This is a genomic window from Burkholderia sp. ABCPW 11, from assembly GCF_001523445.1.
Classification (GTDB): Bacteria; Pseudomonadota; Gammaproteobacteria; order Burkholderiales; family Burkholderiaceae; genus Burkholderia.
The window spans coordinates 17939-37461 of sequence record NZ_LOVM01000055.1; the positions used below are offsets into that span (position 1 = coordinate 17939).

The following is a 19523-nucleotide window of genomic DNA, read 5'->3' on the forward strand; positions in this document are numbered from 1 at the left end:
CGCTCGGAGCGGACACGGGGGCGATTCGTAGCGCGCGACGAGGGGGAACGGGTCGGTGCGGGGATCGCTACGAGAAGCGATCATGTCCCGATAAGTGCGCGATGCAGAAGGCGGGAGATGAGGCGGCTTGCGTATCGATTCGATCTGGGCTCGGTGTTACAGCTGACTTTCGGTGATGGTGTGCGCCTTACTTTCTGCTTTCGATTTTATGATCAGGTATGCGAAGTAATTTGCGGTGGTGGAAGGGACGGGTAGGCATAGGCAGTGCGGTATGCCCCGCATCGAGACGAGGAATTTGGGCGACACGAGTTTGGACAGCGGATATCGACGCGCGAGGAACAGGGGCCGGTACGGCGGGTGATGCGCTTTTTGTGGTGGATCGGTGTTGTCGGATGAATCGCACCGATACCCGACGGGAGAGGCCGGCTGGCTAGAGCAGTCGGTCGACGTGTAATCGGCAGAGTTCGGCGTGTTGGCGCGGGACGGCGACGAATCGGACGGGGAAAGAGGCGGCTCGTGCAACTCGCATAGCACCATTGGAAAATTGTTACGTGACAACTTCGCGTCATTATGGTCGACGATTTTATATACTGAATTTTGGGGCCCCATCATCAGGGCGAATCTCCGATTCGCGTATCCCCCAATACGGGTCCACCAGCCTGGCAAGACCCTCGCTCAACCGCCCGCAAGCGTCCGGCAAAACGCCTATAATGATTGGGCAAATTGCCAAAGAGAGGTCGGGTCATGAGCACCATCGCTTTTCATCCTTCGGGCGTCGCTCATCCGCGTCAGGCCGAATTCACGATTCTCGAGCAGTTGCTGGCGATCCGCGTCCGGTCGGGCGCCGATCTGGCCGAGCTGGCGAGCGCGCGCGTCGACGTATCGGTGATCGACCGCCTGTCCGAGCGCGGGCTGAAATCGGACGAACTGGCGTTCATCATTCCGCGCCGCACGCTGAGCCATCGTCGCCAGGCGCACGAACGTCTGTCGCCGGAAGAGTCGGACAAGGCGATCCGCCTCGCGCGCATCGTCGCGCAGGCGTCGGCCACGTTCGGCGACCAGGACAAGGCGATGGCGTGGCTGCGCAACGGGCTCCAGCGCTTCGGCGGCCGCACGTCGCTCGACATGGCGAGCACCGAGCATGGTGCGCGGCTCGTCGAAGAGGCCCTCACGCAGATCGACGAGGGGTACTTCGCTTGACGACACTGTGGCGGATCAGCAATTACGCCGATCTGAAGGGCATCGGCGGATTGCGGGCCGGCGGGCGCTGGCATTTCGCCGGGCAGCCCGTCGTGTATCTCGCCGAGCATCCGGCGCTCGCGTTGCTCGAGACGCTGGTTCATTTCGAAATCGCCACCGTCGCGCAATTGCCGAGCGGATACCAGTTGCTGCGTATCGAAGCACCCGATTCGGTGGACGTTGCCGAAATCGCCGAAGGCGATGCGCCGGAGGACTGGCGAACGAACGTCGACTGGACCCGCAGCGCCGGCACCGAGTGGCTGCACACGCAGCCGAGCGCGCTGCTGCGCGTGCCAAGCGTCGTCGTGCCGCATGCCCATAACTTCCTGTTGAATCCGCTGCATCCGGCCGCGTCCGACATCCGTATCGCGGAAGTGATGCAAGCGCCGTACGACACGCGAATTCTGCGGCTGGTCCAGTCGAAGCCTGGCGAGTAGCGAACCGGGAGGCGTACGGTTCGCGCCGGCGGTACCCGCTCAGCGCTCGTGGGCAGCGCGATCCGCGGCCGCATCGGGCGACAGCGTTTGTCGAATGCGCGTGACCGTTCGCATGCTGGCGAGACCGAGCATCGCGGTGACGTCGGCATGCGCGTGGCCCGCGAGCAGCTGGCGGCGCGCATACGTATTGCGCAGCACGCGCGGGCTCATGTCCGCTGCGTGAAAGCCGATCGCGTTCAGCGCCTCGCGCACGACGAGCAGCAGGAACATGTCGTTCATTGCGCCCCCGCGCGGCGCGGGAAACAGCAGCGCCGACGGCCGCGGCTCCGAGCGCGCCCGCCATGCGGCGAGCGGCGCCACCCCGAACGCGGCGAGCTCGATCCGGCGCGCCGGCCGCGCGCGATCGCGCGGCACCGACAACACCGCAGGTCGCGCGTCGAGATCGGGCGCGTCGCTTGTCATCGCGCGAATTTCGGCCGACGTGATGCCGCTCGCGAGCAGCAGCGCGACGATCGCGCGATTCCGGCAGTCGGCCGGCGTGTCGTCCGCGCGAGGCTGCACGTGGCGTTGCAGCGCCGCGTCGGCATCGGGCGGCAGGTAGCACGGCTCGGGCTCGCCGTCCGGCCATGCGAGATCGCGTGTCGATCGGCCGGCCGGATGGATCGTCCGCACACCGGCGTCGACCAGATGCCGGCCCAGTCGGTCGATCAGCTTCGCATAACGCACGCGTGTCGACGTGCCGGGCACGCAGGTGCGGTCGAGTTCCGCGAGGAAGGCCGCGACGTGGTCGGGCCCGAACGTGGCGAGCGATACGCGCTGTGCGTTCAGGTGGCGCAGGAATCGCTCGAACATCGCGACATGCTGCACGACCGAACGCGGCGCGAACGGCCGGCGGCCGGCGCCGGTCGCGGCGGTTTCCTGCCAGACGCGAAACGCGCCGACGGGGTCGTGAATCCAGCGATCCGTGTCCATCCCCGCTTTATAGCCGGACGCGGTGACGCCGGCAATCGTCTCGATGTCCGCTCGGCCGGCGCGACCCAGCCGGCGTGTCGTCGACGCCGTCGTTATTCGTCGTCGGGCAGACGAGCATGAGCGGCGGCAGGCAGCGGCAGCGTCGAGCGTCGCGCCGCGTGAGCGGGCCGCTGCCTTCACGCGTCGCGCGAAGGCGCCGCAACTGCCGCCGCGTGCGCTTGACCGCTCAGCCGTGCGAGCGCGGCGAATGCCAGTTGCGTCGCGATGGCCGCGAGCGTGCCGGCCGCCATGCCGTTGCCGAGCACGATCTGCACAGGCGCGCCGAAATGGCGATACAGGTTCGGCACCAGGATCGGCGCGAGGCCGACCACCAGGGCGGCCGCGAGCGTGTACTGGTTCGCGCGCGCGTGCAGGTCGACGCTGGCGAGCAGCCGAATGCCCATCACGCCGATCATCGCGAATACGACCAGCGCGGTGCCGCCGACCACGGCGGCCGGAATCGCATACGCGAGCCGCGCGAGCGGTGCGAACAGCGCGATGGCGATCAGGATCGCGCCGGCGGCCGCCGTCACGTAGCGCGAGCGTACGCCGGTCGTCTGCACGACGCCGATGTTCTCGGCGCTCGTCACGATCAGCGGCGTGCCGAACAGCGCGCCGGCCAGCGATGCGAGCGCGTCGCCGCGTATCGTCTTCGGCACGTCGCGCTGGAGCGAGATCGCCTTGCCGCACGTTTCGCCGACGGCGACCGTCTGTGCGGTGGCCTCGGCCATCGAGATCGCGGTGAAAATCAGCAGCGGTAGCGCAGCCAGCGCGTCGAAACGCGGCATCCCGAACGGCAGCCACGCCGGATGCGTGAACAGCGGGCCGTGCCAGACGTCGCCGAGCGCCGGCATCGCACCGAGCGCCCAGCCGAGCGTCGCGCCGGCCATCAGCCCGATCAGCACCGCGAGGCGTCCGGCCGTGCCGCGGAATGCGCCGGCGACGACGACGGTGGCGACGATCGTCGCCAGCGCGAGCCCGAGTGAGCGCGGCTGCGCGAAGTCGGCGGAACCGGGCTGGCCGACGACGATCGCCGCGTAGATCCGGATCAGGTTGATCGATACGAGCAACAACATCGCGCCGACGACGATGCGCGGAAAGAGCCGCAGGCAGCGCGTGAAGACGGGCAGCAGCACCCAGTAGAACGCGCTGGCGAGCAGCGCCGCGCCTGCCGCGGTCGGCAGGCCCGATTGCGCGGCGATGCCCGCGAACAGCATCGTCGGTGCGCCGCCGGGCACCATCACGAACGGCATGCGTGCACCGATCGGGCCGGCGCCGAGCGATTGCACGAGCGTGCCGATACCGCACGCGAAGAACGTCGCGCCGATCAGCTGAACCGTCAGGTCGGCCGGCAGCGCGAGCGTTTTCGCGATCAGGAACACGGCCGTGATCGGCGACGCGGCCATCGACAGCACGTGCTGCAGCCCGAACAGCGCGAGCTGCCACGCGGGCAGCCGGGCATCGACGGGCGGGGAGATCGAATCGTGCGACACGGCAGGCCCCTCGGAAGCGAACGTCGGCGATGGCCGGAAACCGGCGGTGAACGGAAGCTCAAGTCCGTAGCCAGGGCAATTGCGCGGCGCTGTAGCGGAACGTCTGGAACACGCTGTTCAACTGGCCGGGGCCGGTCTTGCGCGCCGCTTCGTCCGGGTATTCGGCGAACCACGGGATCACGTATTCCCAGACGACCTCGCCGGCCGGCGTCACTTCGAACAGCCGGCCCGTCGACGATTCGGTGATGTGCGTGTTGCCGTTCGGCAAGCGTTGCGCGTTGCCCATGAACGGCGTGTAGAACAGGTTCGCGACGTCGTCCGCATACGACCACACGACCCGCTGCGTCGCCGGATCGATTTCCACGACGCGCGAGAACGCGACGTGCGCACCATGGCGGAAATTGCCGTTGTCGAACGCGAGGATATGGCCGTTCGGCAGCGGCGCCGGCGCATGCTGGTGCGATACGACGTCGGGCCCGATCCGCAGGTCGATGCGGCCGGTTGCGCGGTTCACGCCGACGATCCCCGACGTCGTGCGCAGGCTCATCAGCACGCGGCCGTTCGCATCGATCGCGAGACCGTTGACGAGCGGCCAGTGATAGCGACCGAAACCTGTCGCGATCGGAAAATCCTCCGGCCGCAGATGGTCGCGTGCATGCCATTCCCAGACGATGCGGCCGGCGCGGTTCACTTCGCGGATCACGTCCGCGTACATCACCTCGTCGTCACCGTGCGCGGTGCCGCCCGGCACGCGCCGCGCGAATGCCGCGTCGACCGGTTCGCACGCGGCGTACAGCAGGTTGCCGTTCGGCAGCCACTGCGCATCGTGGTGATGCGCGGGATCCTCGTAGCGCCACACGATGTCGCCTTGCGGCGTGACCTCGTAGAAATCGCCGCCGTGCCACATCGACCACGGTGCGTAGCGCGATTCGGAGTGCGGATGATTGCCGTTGTAGCCCAGATTGCCGTTCGCGAGGATGACCGCGTGGCGGCCGGGACGCACGGGCAATTTCCACTGGTGGACGACCTCGCCGTCGATGCCGACGAGATAGACGTTGCCGTCGGCCGTCTGTGGCGCGATGAGCGTATAGCCGCCTGCGGACAGCGCGGGGTCGTGGGCGATGAGGCCGACGCCGCGGCGGCGCTGGGTAATCTGGTCGACGGTCGTCACTGCGGTCTCCATTCGAATCGGCTACGGGAATGCAGCGGAATCTAGACGATTCGTCCAGTCAGTAAAATCGGATTATTCTTGACGGCCTGTTCGGAAAAATCTAACGGTGCCTTCATGCGTTCGATATCGCAGACATTCCGTTGTTTCGACGAAGTCGCGCGGCGCGGCTCGATTCGCAAGGCGGCCGATGCGCTGCACCTGACCGCCGCGGCGGTTCACCAGCAGATCCGCAATCTCGAAGCGCAGGTCGGCGTGCCGCTGTTCGACCGGCTGCCGCGCGGCATGCAGCTGACGCTCGCCGGCGAGATCGTGATCGCGGCCGTGCGGCGCGGCCAGCGCGATTTCGACAACGCGCTGACGCAGGTCGAGGATCTGCGCGCGCTGCGGCGCGGGCACGTGAATCTCGCGGTGCCTGCCTCGACGGCGGAAAGGCTCGTGCCCGACGCGATTCTCGCCGCGATGCAGCGTTACCCGGGCGTCACGTACAGCGTGCGCTCGGGAAACGGCGAGAGCATCGTGCGCTGGGTCGAGACGGGCGAGGTCGACATCGGTTATGCGCTGCGCCGGCGCAGCGCGGCGGGCGTCGTCGAGGTGCGCGCGTTCGCGCAGCCGCTGGGTGTCGTCACGGCGCCCGGCCATCCGCTGGCGTCGACGGGCGGCAAGGTGCGGATGCGCGACTGCTTCGCGCATCCGCTGATCCTGATGACGCCCGACACGGAGTTGCGCGCGATGTTCGACCAGATCGATGCGCGGCAGCCGCGCAGCCCACGGCCGCTGGTCGAAACCGGTTCGGTGTCGATGGTGCGGCGCCTCGTGGCCGCAGGAGCCGGCGTCGGTTTCCTGATCGCGGAAAACGTCGCGGACGACGTGGCCGCCGGTCGGCTCGCCTGGACGCCGCTGGCCGATGCGGGCGCGCGCTCGTTCAGTTGCATCTACCAGCGGGCGGACACGAGCGCGACGGTCGCGATGACGATGTTTCTCGCGTTCTTTTCCGAGGCGATCGACGCGATGGAGCACGGGTTCGCACGTGTCGGGCGACCGGCCGCCACGCGTCGTCGGGCGACAAGGTAACGGTCGCAATGCGAGCCGCATCGGCGTATCGGAATGCGATGCAATGCAGCAAGCAACCCCGCATGCCGGTTCGGTGACGTCGCGCACACGACGTCCGGTTGCATGACGTGATTTCCTTATTGCGGAAAAAATTTTGTTCATGGGACTATCGAACGCGTCGCCCGTGCACCGAGGGGGTTGCAGGCGGCAGGATGTCCATCGCAACGACCGACAAGAACATCGGCAGACCATGAACAGAACAGCGATTTTTCCGTATGCGTCCGCGTTGCTCGCGGCTGCCCTGCTGACCGCCTGCGGCGGTGACGTCGAGAACGAGGCGGCCCACACGACGACACCTTCCACCGATGCGAGCTGCCTCGCGGTCGACAATAACGGCGCGACCGTCGTGGTGGGCTCGAACCAACCGGGCGACCCGTCGCTGCCGGAAGCATCGTCGGGCTATCGCACCGGAATGAAGCCCGTCTATGCGAAAACCTACCTGGTGGCCACGTCGAACGCGTACGCGAGCGCGGCCGGTTGCGCGGTGCTGAAGAAGGGCGGCACGGCCGCCGACGCGGCGGTCGCCGTGCAGGCCGTGCTCGGTCTGACTGTCCCCGAGGCCACGGGCCTCGGGTCGGGCGGCGTGCTGCTCTATTACGATGCGCGCGGCAAGACGCTGCAGGCATACGACGGCCGCGAAACCGCGCCGGCCGCCGCGACGGAGAACTACCTGCGCTATGTCGATGACGCCACCGATCATTCGGCGCCGCTGCCGAACGCGCGCGCGAGCGGCCGTTCGATCGGCACGATCGGCGTGCCGCGGCTCATCGAGGCGCTGCAACAGGATCACGGCCGCTTGCCGTGGCAGAGCCTGTTCGGCGACGCGATCACGCTGGCGACCAACGGGTTCCCGATCGGCGGCCGGCTGGCCGACGCGATCGCGGCGAACGCCGCGAACCTGAAGCGGGACCCCGAAGCGGCCGCGTATTTCCTGAACGCCGACGGTTCACCGAAGACGCTCGGCACCGTACTGAAGAATCCCGCCTACGCGCGCACGCTGTCGCTGATGGCGCAGTCGGGCGCGAACGCGCTGTACACGGGGCAGATCGCGCAGGACATCGTCGCGAAGATCGCGGCGACGAAGGGCGCGGACGGCTCGACGCTCACGCCGGGCAAGACGACCGTCGCGGATCTCGCCGCCTATCAGGCGAAGCGTCGCGAACCGGTGTGCACGACTTATCGCAGTTACTGGGTGTGCGGGATGCCGCCGCCGTCGTCGGGCGGCATCGCGGTCGCATCGGCGCTCGGCATTCTCGAGAATTACGACCTGAAGTCGCTGAAGCCGACGGCGATCGATCTCGAAGGCGGCAAGCCGACGGTCGCGGGCGTCCACCTCGTCACCGAGGCCGAACGGCTCGCCTATGCCGACCGCGACAAGTATGTGGCCGATACCGACTTCGTGCCGCTGCCGGGCGGCACGTGGGACACGCTGCTGAACAAGCCGTACCTGAAATCGCGCGCGGCGCTGATCGACCCGACCAAAAGCATGGGCACCGCGCAGCCCGGCAATCTCGGTGCGGTGCCGCTCGGCGTCGACACGACGCTGATCGAGCACGGCACGAACCAGTTCACGATCGTGGACGGCGACGGCAACGTGCTGAGCGCGACGACGACGGTCGAGTCGAGCATGGGCTCGTTCCACATGACCAACGGCTTCCTGCTGAACAACCAGTTGACCGACTTTTCCGCGAACCCGCTCGACACGTCCGGCAATCCGGTGGCCAACCGGCTGCAGCCGGGCAAGCGGCCGCGCAGCTCGATGGCGCCGACGATCGTGTTCGGGCAGGCCGCCGACGGCTCGCGCGGCGACTTCGTGATGGCGACCGGTTCGCCGGGCGGCGGCACGATTCCGCAATACGTGGTCAAGACGCTGGTCGGCGCGCTCGACTGGGGGCTCGACGCGCAGCAGTCGGCAGGGCTCGTCGATTTCGGCGCGAGCAACAGCCCGACGACCACGATCGGCGGCGAGCACCCGAACGTCAACACGGCGAACAACGGCGCGAACGATCCGCTGATCACGGGGCTGCTCGCGCTCGGGCACAAGGTGTCGACGTCCGCTCAGGCGAGTGGCGTCAACACGGTGATGCGCGTAATGGTCGGCCAGTCGCCGGCGTTGCAGGGCGGTACCGATCCGCGTCGCGAAGGCGTCGTGCTCGGCGATACGTTCCGGCCGTAATCGGGTGGCGTGCGTGCGCCCCCGGTCCGCTTGCCGGCGGCGGCCGGGGTCGTGCGTCATGATCAGGCCGCATCGACGGCCGGGCAACGCGCATCCTTTGGAATGCAGATAAAAGCGGCCGGCTCGTCGGCCGGCCGTTGCGTCGATCGCCTTCCCGGATACCTGTCGATCGGGCGAATCGCCGGCGTGAAGCAGCCGGTCGCCGCGATTCGCGATTCAAGCCCGTCCGTCGTCAAATACGGCGTTCGCCTCGCCGCAAGCCCCCGATTGTCAAACAGTGTGAGTCAATCGTCAGCATTTGCAACGGAAGTAACAGTCCCCGCAAATCGATCGTTTTGCGCGCCGGCGCCGCTACATTAGCCCCACCTGCCGCATGTCGCGGCGAGGCATGCGACAAGCCGCACGAAGGCGGCCCGCAGCAACAACGTCTTTGGGGAGAATGACCATGAACAAGATTCGTACGATTCTGCTGGGTGCCGCTCTGACGGCGCTGGCGACGTCGGCTGCATTTGCACAGACGGCTCAGACCGGTGCCCAGGGTTCCGCAGGCATCGGCGCCCAGGTCCAGACGCCGCTGCTCGGCGGCGGCGTGGGCGTGCAGGCTGGCGCCGGCGCGAATGCGGCGGGTTCGGGTTCGGGCGCGGGCAATGTCGTCGGCGGCGCGCTGAACGGCGTCGGCAAGACGGTCGGCGGCGTGGGCTCGGCAGCCAGCACGGCAGTGGGCGGCGCGACGCAGGCGGTCGGTTCGGCGGCCGGTGCGACGAAGGATGCGGCGGCATCGGCCGTGCACGCGACGAAGTCGCACGTGAAGCACGTCGCGGGCTCGGCGAAGAGCCATGCACAAGGCGCGATGTCGACCGCGGGCGACGTCGCGGGTGGCGCGAAGGCGAAGGCCGGCGAGGCGCTCGAAGGCGCGACGAACTCGGTGCAGGGTGGCGCATCGGTCGGCGTGAAGGGTTCGGCGTCGGCGCAAGGCGGCGCGCTGTAACGAGCAGCACGGATCCCGTCACGGCCCGGCCCGCTTCGATGCGGGCCGGGCTTTTTCTATTGGGGAACGCGATACGTCGCGCATGGAGTCTCAAGTCGAAACACGGGAAAGCGATTTATCGATATTGATTAGGATCGCAAAAGTAACAGGCATCTGGGCGACTGAGCTGGATGCCGAGAGGAGACGACTTTCGGGCCGGGGAAAGTGCGGGTTGGTTTATAAATACGAGCGGTTTTTTATTTTCTCTGTCAGTCGCGCCATTGATGTTGAAGATGTCGTCAAATGGCAGTGCCCCTGTTTGATGTGTGTCAACTGCGCGCGCTTTCCCGTGACCATGAGTACCGACTGAGAAGCAGGCTATGCCGGCGTGGGAGATCCCGTCGAAATTGCTGAACTCATCGGCCCGCGCCTGATGAATCGCAGGCGGAACACGGCATTTTCGTTATCGAAGTGCTGATTATCTGATCGGCGGCGGTTGCGAGCCATCTTGCGCTTCGCGTTGGCGATGATGTGATATTCTTTTATTTTATTCGATTAGAATGGCGAAATGATCGGAATATTTTTAATAAAAATCGAATCAATTATCGATTCTTTTTTGCCGTGAAGTCCGAAGTCCGAAGTCCGAAGTCCGAAGTCCGAAGTCCGAAGTCCGAAGTCCGAAGTCCGAAGTCCGGAAGAAAAGATCTCGTGATGAATTCGCTGCATGGCACGAGGCATCCGCGGCGATTGAACGTGTCGCCGGCCTCCCGCCCCACCCGCACGGGCACTGTCGCGTTTGCAGAGTCGGATCGCGTACCGCTATCGGCAATGCGCGATGCGGTCGCGTTGCTCGGACACGTCGGCGCTGATCGCGGCACGTCAATGTTCAAGTCGACCTGCACGAGGCGTTCGGCAGGCTCCTTCCGACGATCACGTTGAAGGTCAGCGACGCGCAGCGCGACGACGGCGTGACATTCAACGTCGTATTGCCGGCAGGAGCGGCGTCGCGACGACCGACACGGACGCCCTGCCTGATTACTGGGTGAGTTTCATTCACCGGAGACGCTTCAATGCGAAAAGTCATGCTGTACTGGATGATGTTGCTGCTCGCGCCGTTTGCATCGGGTATCGCGAACATGGCCCATGCGGGGCCGGCGAGCGCAGCGCCGGCGCCCGCAGCGGCACGCGCGGACCGACTGCCCGCCTATCAGCCGCGATTCGGGCGCACGCGCCCGATCGTCGCCGTCGTCGGCGAAAACGATTTTACCGAGCTGACCGATTACGTCGTCCCCTATGGCATCGTCGCCGAATCGGGCGCGGCGGATCTCGTCGCACTTGCGACGAAACCGGGCCCGATCCGGATGTTCCCGGCACCGATGAACGTCATTCCGGACGAAACCACTGCTCAGTTCGACGAGCGTGTGCCCCGGGGTGCGGACTATGTGATCGTGCCGGCCGTGCATCGCGACAGCGATCCGACGCTGCTTGCATGGGTGGCCGGGCAGGCGAAGAAGGGCGCCACGATCATCGGCGTGTGCGACGGCGTCTGGGTCGTTGCACGCGCGGGGCTGCTGGAAGGCCGCCGCGCGACGGGGCACTGGTACTCGATGAGCGATCTCCGCAAGAAGTTTGCCGATACGCGGTGGGTCGACGGCAAGCGTTACGTTGCCGATGGCAAGGTCGTCACGACGACCGGTGTCACCGCAACGATTCCGGTATCGCTTGCGCTCGTCGAGGCGCTCGCCGGGCACGAACGCGCACTGCAGGTCGCCGAGCGACTCGGACGGCCTGCATGGTCGTCCGAGATCGCGAGCGACCGATTCAAACTCGGATTGTCGACGATGGCGACGATCGCACCCAATTACGTGTCGTTCTGGTCGCACGAGGATTTCGGTATCCCGATCGAGCCGGGTGTCGACGAAATTGCGCTCGTGCTCGAGGCCGACGCCTATTCCACGACGTTCCGCTCCACCGCCTACACGGTTGCCGCGAATCGCGAACCCGTGCGCACCCGGCGCGGGTTGACTATCGTTCCGGACCGCGTGGGCGGCGTCGACGCGCCTGCGCGGATGTTGTCCGCACCGATCACGCGCTATCCGTTGCATGCGCTCGATGCATCGCTGAATGCGATCGCGTCCGAGTTCGGCAAGCGCACGGCCGCGTGGGTCGCACTACAGATGCAGTATCCGGGTTACTGAGCTGCGCATCGCAGCGTCGCCCGGTTCGTCCCCGAGCCTGTCGGTTCTCCGCTCGGCTCCGTAGGAGCCGAGCTCGCCCCTGTCGTTCGGTAACTGCTTCGGAGATTCCGAGCGCGCATGGGCGCTGTGCGATCCTCGCGCTCGCCGCTCCGCCGCGCTCCGCGACAGGAAGGATTGACCGCGTCCTGCTACTTTCCGATGACGTCGAGGCTCGCGAGCATGATCGCCATGCGGCACCTCGCGACATCGTGGAAATGGTGATTTGCGAACTCTGGTCCGGATCTCCGGATCGGGAGGCGTCCCGTACCCATTGCCCGCACGTCATGCTTAAATAGCAGCGCTCCCGATAGCCGGCTGTCGCGATGACAACGCCGGCCGGCTCCGTTTCGCTGTCACGCATGCCTGCTGCGGCACAATGTCGGTTCGCATCGGTATCGCGTGCTTCCCCGCCATCCGGACCGACGGAGAACGCATGTCGTTACCCGCTTTCAGGTACCATCCCGACCCGCTTGCAGCGGGCAGCGCGACCCGGTCCGACGCATGTCGCAAGTGCGGCGGCAAGCCCGGCGGCTCCTGGGACGACGCTTGACGGCACGGGCCCGCGCGAGCGGCATCGCCCCTTCGTCATGAAACAGAGGAACCTTCGTGAAGTTCATCCACGCGGCAGACATTCACCTTGACAGCCCGTTGCACGGCCTGAGCGCCTATCCCGACGCGCCGGCCGCGCAGTTGCGCAACGCGTCGCGCGAGGCGCTGCGGCAACTCGTGGATCGTGCGATCGAAGAGGAAGTCGCGTTCCTCGTGATCGCAGGCGACCTGTACGACGGCGACTGGAAGGATCACAACACAGGCATCTTCTTCGGCCAGCAGATGGGCCGCCTGCGCAAGGCCGGCATCCGCGCGTTCGTGCTCGGCGGCAATCACGATGCCGAAAGCGAGATGACGAAGAAGCTGACGCTGCCCGACAACGTCACCGTGTTCGGCCACCGCAAGCCGGAAACCTTCAGGCTGCCGGAATTCGACGTCGCGCTGCACGGGCAGAGCTTCAAGGACAAGGCCGTCGTCGACAATCTCGCGATCGGCTATCCGGATCCGGTGCCCGGCTATTACAACATCGGTGTGCTGCACACGGCGCTCGAAGGGTATGCGGCGCATGCGAACTACGCACCGTGCACGCTGGCCGAACTGCACGCGAAAGGCTACGACTACTGGGCCCTCGGCCACGTGCACGAATTCCAGCAATGGACGGGCGCGTCCACCGTCGTGTTTCCCGGCAACCTGCAGGGGCGCCATATCCGCGAGACGGGCCGGCGCGGCGCGGTACTCGTGATGGTCGAGCAAGGCAAGACACAGGTCGAGCGCCTGTATCTCGACGTGCTGCGCTGGGAAGCCGTGTCAGTCGATGCGTCCGATTGCGAGTCGGTTGCGGATCTGTCGAGAAAGATCGGTCAGTCGCTGGAGGCGCTGTTGACCGTCGACGGCCACGTGCCGCGCGCGGTGCGCGTCACCGTCACCGGGCGCACGTCCGCGCACGGTCTCTTTTTCGGCCGCGCGCCGCAGTTGCGTGCGGAGGTGCTGAACCAGATCGGCATCATCGGCAACGAGCGGCTGTGGCTCGAGAAGGTCCGGCTCGCGACGTCCGCCGCCGATCGGCAGCCGGGCGAAAGCGAACCGCTCGAGGCGCTGGAGGATCTGAAGCAGATTCTGGCCGACGCCGCGCGCGATCCGGATTTCCTCGCGCTGCTCGAACGCGACCTGAAGCCGTTCGTCGGCAAGGTCCGCAGCGACGTGAAGGAGGACGTGCCGTTGCTGACGATGGCGCGTGCGGGCGAGCTGACGGCGCTGGTCGAGCAGGTCGGGCCCGCGTTGCTGGCACGGCTGGCGAGGGGGGAGTAAGCGATGCGCATCGGCCAGCTCGATCTGATCAAGTACGGCAAGTTCACCGACGAGACGCTGCGTTTCCCGTCGGCCCGCGAGGATTTCCATGTGATCGTCGGGCCGAACGAGGCCGGCAAGTCGACGATCCGCACGGCCGTGTCCGAGTTGCTGTTCGGCATGAAGCTGCAGACGCCGCTCGATTTCCTGCACAGCACGCCCGAGTTGCGGATCGGCGGCGTGCTGGAGAGCGGCACGGGCGAGCTCGCGTTCCACCGTGCGCGCGGGCGCAGTTCGTTGCGCACGCCGGCCGACGACAAGCTGCCCGACGACTATCTGACGGCGATCCTCGACGGCGCGACGCGCGAATTCTTCGAGCAGATGTTCGGGCTCGATCACGGGCGGCTGGTCGATGGCGGTCGCAGCATTCTCGACGCATCGGACAAGCTCGGCCAGGTGCTGTTCGAATCGGCTGCCGGCGTCGGCAGCCTCGGGCGAGTGCGCGAGGAACTCGACGCGCGTGCGCTCGAATTGTGGGCGCCGCGTCGTAGCGGCAGCGCATTTACGCTGGCCGAAACGGCGTTCAACGAAGCCGTGACCGAGTTGAAGACGGTCCAGGTGCGCACGCGCGACTGGGTCGATCGCAAGGATGCGCGCGAAGCGGTCGAGCAGCAGATCGAGCAGGCGCGTGCGGAGCAACGCCGGCTCGAAGCGCTGCGCTCGAAGCTCGAACGCGTGCGACGGCTCGCGCCGTACCTGAAGGAGCTGACGGTCAAGGACGCCGCGCTGGCCGAACTGGGCGCGGTCGTCGAGTTGCCGCCGACCGCGTATGCGGATCTGCTGAAGGCGCAGGGCGATCTCGCGGCCGAGCAGAAGGTGCTCGAGGAGCGACGCGCCGACCTGCTCGCGAAGCGGCAGGCGCGCGAGGCGATCGTCGCGGATGCCGACACGCTGGCGCTCGAAGCCGATATCGAGGCGCTCGATCGGCTGCGCGGCGCATGCATGAATCACGCGCAGGATCTGCTGCTGCTCGGCGCGGACGTCGAGCGGCATCTGTCCGCCGCGTCGTCGGCGGCCGCGCAGCTCGGCTGGCCGACGGACGAAGCGTCGCTGCGCGCCGCGTTGCCGACGGCGCTGTCGCTGAAGACCGTCGCGAACCTGCTGCGCGAACATGGCGCGCTGCACCAGGCGCTTGCCGGTGCGCGCGAATCGCTCGACGAACGCACGCGCGAACTGACGCAGGTCCGGGAACAACAGGCGCGCCTGTCGACCGTCGACGTGCCGGAAGCATTGCGCGCGGCGTTGGCCGATGCGCAGGGCTTTCGCAACAGCGGCCCGCGCGAGCAGGCGCTGGCGCACGAAATCGCGGCCGCCGAACGCACGCTGTCCGGCGCGCTCGACGCGCTCGGCCAGTGGCGCATGCCGGTCGATGCGCTGCGTGCGCTCGACGTGCCGTCGGCGGCGCGGCTCGGCGCGTTGCTCAAGGAAGACAGCGAGTGTGCCAGTGCGGCCGCCGCCGCGCGCGAGGCGCGCGACGGTGCGCTCGAAGAGCTCGAACGCCTCGAATTGCAAGAAAAGCATTTCGCGGAGAACCACAAGGTCGTCACGACCGCCGACGTGCTGGCGGCGCGTGCGCGTCGCGATGGCGCGTGGGGCGATATCCGCAACGGCGCCGTCGATCTCGCCACGGGCGCACCGGCGCTCGACGACGCGATTCGCCTCGTCGACGAGCTCGTCGATGCGCAACTCGGTGCGACCCAGGCCGCCGCGACGCTGCAATCCTTGCGTCAGCAGGTCGAATCCGCGCGTGCGGGCGTGACGCGCCGGCAGGCCGCGCTGGACGAACGTGAGCGCGAGCTCGCCGCACATCGCGACGCCTGGGCCGCGCTCGCGACGGCGGCCGCGGTGCCCGGCATGCCGCTGGCGGCGATGGGGGACTGGCTCGTGAAGCGCGACACGGTGTTCGCCGCCCAGGTCGATCTCGATCGTCAGCGTCGCGAATTCGACGCGATGCGCGCTGCCCGCGCCGGCGCCGAAGCCGCGCTGCGTGCGGCGCTGCTGACGGTATCGCGGGGCGGCGAATCGGACGGGCTGGCCGCGCTCGTCGCCGTTGCAGAGACGTTCGTGCAGTCGGCCGAGAAGGCGGCTGCACAGAAGGACAGCCTCGACGATCGCGCGCGGGAAGCCGAACGCGGATGCGCGATCGCACAGTCGCGGGTCGGCCATGCGCAAGCGGCTTACGACGCGTGGCAAGCGCAATGGCGCGACGCGCTGGCCGACGCGAAACTGTCCGCGAGCGCGACGACGCTGGCCGCGGCGGAAGGTGCGCTCGGGCTCGCGAATACGGTGACGGCCGAACTGGCCGATGCCGACGCGCCGCGCAACCGGATCGCCGCGATCCGCGCGGAGCTGGCCGCGCTCGAGGCCGGCGCGAGGCGGCTCGCCGAAGCGCTCGCGCCGGAGTGGCTGGCGAGCGGCGACTGGCCGGACGTGGCGCGCCGGCTGACGATGCGCCTCGCGGCCGCCCGGGAAATCGCGCGCGCGATCGAGCGGGCCGACGAGGCCGTGCGGCAGGCCGACGGCAAGGTTGCGGACGCGGCTGCCGCGGTGGCCGGCGCCGATGCGCGCATCCAGCCGCTGTTGCAACTGGCCGGCGTCGCATCGATCGACGCGGCGCTGCCGCTGGCCGAGCGCTCGGATCGTCAGCGCCAGCTTCGACAGGCGGTCGATGCCGCGCACGAGGCGCTGGTGCGAGACGGAGACGGGCTTTCCCGGTCCGCCGTCGAGGCCGAGGTGGCGGAACAGGACATTGCCGACGTGCCGGCGCATCTCGAAGCGGTAAAGCAGTCGCTGGGCGATATCGGCAAGCGGTTGAACGAGCTGGCGCAGCAGCAGGTCGTGGCCGATCAGGCATTCGGCGCGATCGACGGCCAGGCGAACGCGGCCGTCGCCGAGTCGAAACGGCAAGAGGCGCTTGCGGCGATGGGCGATGCGGCCGAACAGTATCTGGAAGCGGCCACGGCGAGCCGCTTGCTGAAGTGGGCGACGGATCGCTACCGCGACCAGAAGCAGGGGCCGATGCTGCGGCGCGCGGGCGAGATTTTCGCCGGACTCACGCTGGGCGAATTCGCGAAGCTGACCGTCGATACCGAACGGACGCCGCCCGCGCTGTATGCACGGCGTACCAGGGGAACGTCGGTCGAGGTCGCCGGGCTGAGCGAAGGGACGCGCGATCAGTTGTTCCTCGCGCTGCGGATCGCGGCGCTGGAGTTGCAGCTCGGCAGCCGCACGGCGCTGCCGTTCGTCGCCGACGACCTGTTCATCAATTTCGACGACGCGCGCGCGAAGGCGGGGCTCGATGCGCTGCGCGATCTGTCGACGCGCACCCAGGTGCTGTTTCTGACGCACCACGACCACCTGCTGCCGCTCGTGAAGGACGTCTTCGGCGCGCGCGTCAACGTGGTCGAGTTGCAGCGCGCGCCGGTCGGCGCGTGATGCGGCGCGTGACGCGGCGGAGTACGCCGGGGTGCCGGCGCACGGGAAGGGTCATCGCGTACAGGTAGTATGAGCGGTTCCGAAACGCACGCGGCCGGTTCGGCGGTCGCGGGTCTGGCCACACGAGGGGTGAATATGAAGAAGCTGGTAGCCGCGATTGCATTCGCGGCGGACAAGCATCGCAATCAACGGCGCAAGGACGAAGAGGCGTCGCCGTACATCAATCATCCGATCGCGCTCGCCGACGTGCTGGCCAACGAGGCCGGCGTCGAGGACGAACGCGTGATCGTCGCGGCCGTGTTGCACGATACGGTCGAGGATACGGAGACGACCGAGCAGGAGTTGCTGCGGCTGTTCGGCAAGGACGTGGCGGACATCGTGATGGAAGTTACCGACGACAAGTCGCTGCCGAAGGACGAGCGCAAGCGTCTGCAAGTCGAGCACGCGGCCACCATCAGCCGGCGCGCGAAGCTCGTGAAGCTGGCCGACAAGATCTGCAACCTGCGCGACATCGCCCGGCATCCGCCTGCGGACTGGCCGCTCGAACGCAAGCAGGCGTATTTCGACTGGGCGAAATCGGTCGTCGACCCGATGCGCGGTGTCCATCCCGGTCTCGAGGCGATCTTCGACACCGCGTACGCCGCACGGCCGGCTGACTGAGGCACGCACATGCGATCGGCCCGATCCGCCGCGCAAGAACCGGCCGCCGTGGCGGGTGTCGATGTCGGCGGCGACAGGAAGCTGTGCGATCTCGTGATCCTGCGTGGCTCGACGGTCGTCTGCCGGGAAGCGCGGATCGCGCCCGAATCGCTGCCTTCACTATGTCTCGCCCATGACGTCGTGGCCATTGGCGTCGACGCACCGAGCCTGTGGTGGGCGGGGAGCGGCCGCCGCGCGGCCGAACAGGCGCTCGCGCGTGAACGGATCTCGTGCTTCCCGACACCGTCGCGCGAGCAGGCCATCGCGAGCACGTCGGGCTTCTTCGACTGGATGTTCATGGGAGAGCGCGTCTACCGCGCGCTCGCGGACGCTTATCCGTTGCTGACCGACGCGCGTTATGCGGGCGGACGTGCGAGCTTCGAGACCTATCCATATGCGATTACCTGCGCGATGCTGGGCAAGGCCGTGGCATCGGCGAAGCAGAAGCGCAATCAGCGCCGGCAATTGCTGGAGCGGTTGGGAATCGACGTATCGATGCTGCGCTCCGTCGATGCGCGAGACGCGACCCTGTGCGCGTTGACGGCGCAGTACGTGATCGACGGGAACGCGCATGCGTATGGCGATGCGGCGGGCGGATACATCCGTGTGCCGATGATGAGCGAGACGATCGTGCTGGATTCGCCGTAGGAGCGATGTCCGGCTCTGCGCGTGGTGGCGGTTGCAGGGTGGCCGCTTCGGGTGGGGAGGAGGCGGCCGGCGCGGGAACGAAGATTGTCAGCTAGCGGTTGTCGTCGGATACGACGCGAGGCCGGTGCACCGCGCGATTCGAGGAAGCCTGTTCAATCCTCGAGGATGGATTTCGGCACGCTGGACAGGTCACATGCCTGTGCATGCTCGAAGTAGCTGTCCGCATCGTCGATCATCACGACCGCGACGTCGATCAGCTCGTCCAGGCGTTGCAGCAGCGATTCCCGCCACTCGATGTCTTCATCGCGCTCGGGCGCCTTGTCCAACTGCTCGATGATCGAGTCGGCCGTCTGCAGGAATGGAATCGACTGCTGATAATTTTCGATCGAGACCAGCGCCGCATTGCGCGCGCCGACGAGCCGCTCGCGATGCGCGTCCGCCAGTTCGGATTCGCCGCTGATGCGCGGCAGCATATCCGAGATGCGTTGCAGAAGCGGCGGGACCTGTTCTTCCAGCCGCATCGCGCGTTCGCGCAGGGCGGCATATTCGTCGCGAAGGTCGGTGTCGCCGGGTTGAGTCGTGCTGTCCATCATCGATATGAATGCGTGGTTCGGTCGCGGCATGATACTCGACCGCGCCAGGTTCCTTGCGCGTTCCGCGTCCACCTGTAATACAGGGGGAAGACGTGTTCGTCATATTTTTGGAGGGTGGCACGCGTTGCGATTTACGGCTCGTCGAACCCAAAGCCCCCGTGCGCGATAGCGCACGGGGGCTTTTTCAAACTTTCTTCACAAAGAGCTTGCACGGACGGGGGCGGATGCATAGAATCACGCCTCTTTCGCGCTAACGGAAACGCGGCGCGGGAGAGAGGGAAGCGGTGCTGTTGAGGTTCGGAAGTAGCGAGCCCCGACGGCGCAGGAAGATGACCCCCGCAGTCGCAACGATGTCGTGCAGAAAGTTGTTGACGCGCTGCGAAACACGGTTCATAATCTCGCTTCTCTGCT

General features: G+C 67.1%; 15 protein-coding genes. 11 read left to right on the forward strand and 4 right to left on the reverse strand.

Annotated elements, in window-relative coordinates; all coding sequences use genetic code 11:
• The first annotated feature begins 744 nt into the window (after positions 1–744).
• Entirely contained in the window at positions 745–1200 is a 456-nt protein-coding gene (locus WS61_RS22110) for an antitoxin Xre/MbcA/ParS toxin-binding domain-containing protein (protein WP_059503447.1), read from the forward strand.
• Positions 1197–1676, forward strand: a complete 480-nt coding sequence (locus tag WS61_RS22115) for an RES family NAD+ phosphorylase (protein ID WP_059503449.1) — start codon at positions 1197–1199, stop codon at positions 1674–1676. The genes WS61_RS22110 and WS61_RS22115 overlap by 4 nt, the downstream gene beginning before the upstream one ends.
• Positions 1677–1715: 39 nt before the next feature.
• Here the strand turns inward: WS61_RS22115 and WS61_RS22120 are convergent, their stop codons facing one another.
• From WS61_RS22120 to WS61_RS22130, 3 genes are all read right to left on the reverse strand, one after another.
• Positions 1716–2648 (reverse strand): tyrosine-type recombinase/integrase, encoded by a 933-nt coding sequence (locus tag WS61_RS22120; protein ID WP_059503451.1) that lies wholly within the window; start codon positions 2646–2648, stop codon positions 1716–1718.
• 176 nt (positions 2649–2824) lie between these two features.
• Positions 2825–4180 (reverse strand): uracil-xanthine permease family protein, encoded by a 1356-nt coding sequence (locus WS61_RS22125; RefSeq protein ID WP_059503452.1) that lies wholly within the window; start codon positions 4178–4180, stop codon positions 2825–2827.
• A gap of 58 nt (positions 4181–4238) precedes the next feature.
• Entirely contained in the window at positions 4239–5363 is a 1125-nt protein-coding gene (locus WS61_RS22130) for an aryl-sulfate sulfotransferase (protein ID WP_059503454.1), read from the reverse strand.
• A 102-nt stretch (positions 5364–5465) separates the two neighbouring features.
• On the opposite strand from WS61_RS22130, the gene WS61_RS22135 reads away from it, so the two are divergent.
• The 9 genes from WS61_RS22135 to WS61_RS22170 all read left to right on the forward strand — a co-directional run bounded on the left by WS61_RS22135 (position 5466) and on the right by WS61_RS22170 (position 18519).
• Positions 5466–6422, forward strand: a complete 957-nt coding sequence (locus WS61_RS22135) for a LysR family transcriptional regulator (protein WP_059503455.1) — start codon at positions 5466–5468, stop codon at positions 6420–6422.
• A gap of 229 nt (positions 6423–6651) precedes the next feature.
• Complete coding sequence (locus tag WS61_RS22140; protein ID WP_059503457.1) at positions 6652–8637, forward strand: gamma-glutamyltransferase family protein; 1986 nt, start codon at positions 6652–6654, stop codon at positions 8635–8637.
• A 445-nt stretch (positions 8638–9082) separates the two neighbouring features.
• Positions 9083–9625, forward strand: a complete 543-nt coding sequence (locus WS61_RS22145) for a hypothetical protein (RefSeq protein ID WP_059503460.1) — start codon at positions 9083–9085, stop codon at positions 9623–9625.
• An 82-nt stretch (positions 9626–9707) separates the two neighbouring features.
• Positions 9708–9974, forward strand: coding sequence for a hypothetical protein (locus tag WS61_RS34985; RefSeq protein WP_157692768.1), 267 nt, complete (start codon positions 9708–9710; stop codon positions 9972–9974).
• Positions 9975–10674: 700 nt separating this feature from the next.
• Positions 10675–11802, forward strand: coding sequence for a DJ-1/PfpI family protein (locus WS61_RS22150; RefSeq protein WP_059503462.1), 1128 nt, complete (start codon positions 10675–10677; stop codon positions 11800–11802).
• A 645-nt stretch (positions 11803–12447) separates the two neighbouring features.
• A complete protein-coding gene (locus WS61_RS22155) occupies positions 12448–13698 on the forward strand; it encodes a DNA repair exonuclease (protein ID WP_059503464.1) in 1251 nt (416 codons plus the stop codon).
• A gap of 3 nt (positions 13699–13701) precedes the next feature.
• Entirely contained in the window at positions 13702–17172 is a 3471-nt protein-coding gene (locus tag WS61_RS22160) for a YhaN family protein (RefSeq protein WP_059503466.1), read from the forward strand.
• Positions 17173–17307: 135 nt separating this feature from the next.
• Complete coding sequence (locus WS61_RS22165) at positions 17308–17832, forward strand: HD domain-containing protein (RefSeq protein ID WP_027786250.1); 525 nt, start codon at positions 17308–17310, stop codon at positions 17830–17832.
• Between the two features lie 9 nt (positions 17833–17841).
• A complete protein-coding gene (locus WS61_RS22170) occupies positions 17842–18519 on the forward strand; it encodes a DUF429 domain-containing protein (RefSeq protein WP_059503468.1) in 678 nt (225 codons plus the stop codon).
• A gap of 152 nt (positions 18520–18671) precedes the next feature.
• On the opposite strand, the gene WS61_RS22175 is transcribed toward WS61_RS22170, so the two are convergent.
• Positions 18672–19109, reverse strand: a complete 438-nt coding sequence (locus WS61_RS22175) for an ATPase (RefSeq protein ID WP_257127328.1) — start codon at positions 19107–19109, stop codon at positions 18672–18674.
• Between the last annotated feature and the right edge of the window lie 414 nt (positions 19110–19523).